This window comes from Clavibacter sp. MX14-G9D (assembly GCF_032917815.1).
In the GTDB taxonomy this organism is placed as follows: domain Bacteria; phylum Actinomycetota; class Actinomycetes; order Actinomycetales; family Microbacteriaceae; genus Clavibacter; species Clavibacter michiganensis_K.
The window spans coordinates 1-2465 of record NZ_JAVCVL010000298.1 but is presented as its reverse complement, the minus strand read 5'-3'; the positions used below and the strand labels follow the sequence as shown (position 1 = coordinate 2465).

The following is a 2465-nucleotide window of genomic DNA, read 5'->3' as shown; positions in this document are numbered from 1 at the left end:
ACCCGGTGGATCCCGCGAAGGTGCTCCACCGGGTCGCCGCGATCTTCCTCGGCGAGCCGGCCGAGGTCGCGCGCGACCACGTCGCGGAGCTGCTGCGGCAGGACCGGGTCGACGCGCTCGTGTGCGACGGCCAGGACTTCGGCGCGATGGTCGCCGCCGAGCGCGCGGGCGTCCCGGTCGTCGTCGTCGACGTCCTCGCGACGGCCTCGGACGAGTGGATCGGGTCCATCCGCGAGCCGCTGGGCCGCCTCCGCGCCGACTCGGGCCTGCCCCCGGGGTCGGGGCTCCGGCGCATCCGCGGCGACCTCGCGGTCGTGCCGTTCCCGCCGTCCCTCCGCGCGACGGGGGACGGCGACGGGCCCGTGGTGCGGATGCGGCCGGAACCGCCCGAGCCGGGACGCGACCACCCCGCCCTCGCCTGGCTGGCCGCGGGCAGCGAGGAGCGCCGCGTCTACGTGACGCTCGGCACGGCGTTCGCGACGGCGTCCGGCGACCTGCTCCCGCGCATCCTCGCGGGGCTGACCGCCCTGCCGTGCCGCGTGCTGGTCACCACGGGGCCGGGTCTCGACCCGGCGGCGGTGGCCGTCGCCTCGGAGCGCGTCCGCGTCGAGCGCCACGTGCCGCAGGACGGGGTCCTGGAGCTCGTCGACCTGGCCATCACGCACGGGGGCTCCGGATCCGTGATGGGCGCGCTCGCCCGCGCCGTGCCCGTGCTGGTGCTCCCCCTGGGCGCCGACCAGCTCCCGAACGGACGCCGCGTCGCCGAGCTCGGGTGCGGGGCGCTGCTGGACGCGGTGACGGCGACGCCCGCCGACATCGGCCGGGAGGCGTCCCGGCTGCTCGCGTCCGAGGCGGTGCGGCGCTCCGCGGAGCGCGTGCGGCGCGAGTGCGAGTCGCTGCCGCCCGTCGACGAGGTGCTCCGCCGCATCGAGGCGCTCGCGCGCTGATGCACGCGGTCGGCGCGGCGAGCGCGGCCAACGCGAGGGGGGCTGGGCCCCTAGCCGCGCGCGTCGCGCTCGGCGGCCATGGCGGCCCGGCCGGCGTCGCGGTTCTTCACGCGGATCTGCTCCTCGCGGACCTCGGCCTGCGTGGCCCGCTCCTGCACGAGCCACTGCGGCGGCGCCTCGAGGAGCGCCTTGATCTGCGCGGTGGTGAGCGCCTCCGTCACGCCGCCGCGGGCGAGGCCGGCGATGGAGACGCCGAGCTTGCCGGCGATGACCGGGCGCGGGTGCGGGCCGTCGCGCAGCAGCGTGGCCAGCCACTCGGGCGGGTTCTCGTTCATCTCGGCGAGGTCGGCGCGCGACGGGGTCGACTCCTGGAACTCGACCGGGGTGGCCGGGAGGTGCACGCCCAGCTTCTTCGCCGCGGTCGCGGCCTTCATCGTCTGGCTGGATCCGTCGCTCGTCATGCACCCAGGGTACCGTCGGGGCTCGCGCGGCCTGCACTAGCCTGGATCGACCCGCCGCCGCTTGCGCGCCACCCACCGTGCGGGCCATCGAGGGGACTCCCGTGGACGCCGACCCGACCGCCCTCCGGCACTTCGCCGCCGTGGCCGACGAGCTGCACTTCGCCCGCGCCGCGAAGGCCCTGAACGTGTCGCGCCCCGCCGTGAGCCGGTCGATCCTCGACCTCGAGGCGCTGTGGGGCGTCGAGCTGTTCGTGCGCGACGACGGGCCCACGCGCCTCAGCCCCGCGGGCGAGGAGCGGCTCGTCACGGCCCGCGCCGCGATCGCCGCCGACGACGCGCGCCTCGCCGAGGAGGCCGCCGCGCCGCCGCGGGGGCTCGTGGTCGCCATCGTGCCCGGGGTCACCGTCGCGAAGTGGACCCGCGCCTGGGACGAGCGCGTCGCGGACGTCCCGCTGCGCGTCGTGCCGCTCGCGGAGCCGGACGCGGCACCGGCGCTCGTGGACGGATCCGTCGACGTCGCCTTCCTCCGCCTCCCGGTCGACGGGCGCGGCCTCACGATCGTCCCGCTCTACGGCGAGGTGCAGGTCGCGCTCCTGCCGAAGGACCACGCGCACGCGCGGGCCGACGCCGTCGCCCTCACGGACCTGGCCGAGGACCTCCTGCTGCAGCCCGCCGAGACCGTGCCCGGATGGCCGGGGCGCACGGCGGGCGCGGATCCCGTCCCGCTGCCCGAGGACACCGCCGCGGCCGTCGAGCTGGTCGCCGCGGGCGTCGGGTTCGCGGTCGTGCCGCACGCGCTCGGCCGGCTGCACGCGCGGAAGGACGTCGTCGCGGTGCCGGTCCACGACCTGCCGGAGACGCGGATCGCCGTCGCCTGGCGCGAGGGCGACGCCTCCCCCGACATCGAGGAGCTCGTGGGCATCGTCCGCGGGCGCACGGCGGCGAGCTCCCGGTCCTCCCGCGACGACGACGAGCGCGACCGCCGGAAGCCCACCGCGGCGCAGAAGACCGCGCGCAAGGCGGCGGGGAAGCCGGGCGCCGCGGGCGGGGCGAACCC

The 2465-nt window shown here is 77.9% G+C and carries 3 protein-coding genes; 2 read left to right on the top strand and 1 reads right to left on the bottom strand.

The genetic code is table 11. The features are described 5' to 3' along the window. Positions 1-947, top strand: a 947-nt coding sequence (locus tag Q6969_RS14925) for a glycosyltransferase (RefSeq protein ID WP_317231146.1), incomplete at its 5' end; no start/stop codon positions are given. Between the two features lie 50 nt (positions 948-997). Here Q6969_RS14925 and Q6969_RS14920 read toward each other — a convergent pair. Further along, a complete protein-coding gene (locus Q6969_RS14920) occupies positions 998-1408 on the bottom strand; it encodes a DUF5997 family protein (protein WP_317231145.1) in 411 nt (136 codons plus the stop codon). A gap of 101 nt (positions 1409-1509) precedes the next feature. Between Q6969_RS14920 and Q6969_RS14915 the strand changes: the two genes are divergently transcribed. Continuing rightward, the coding region (locus tag Q6969_RS14915; protein ID WP_317231144.1) for a LysR family transcriptional regulator at positions 1510-2465 on the top strand (956 nt) is incomplete at its 3' end.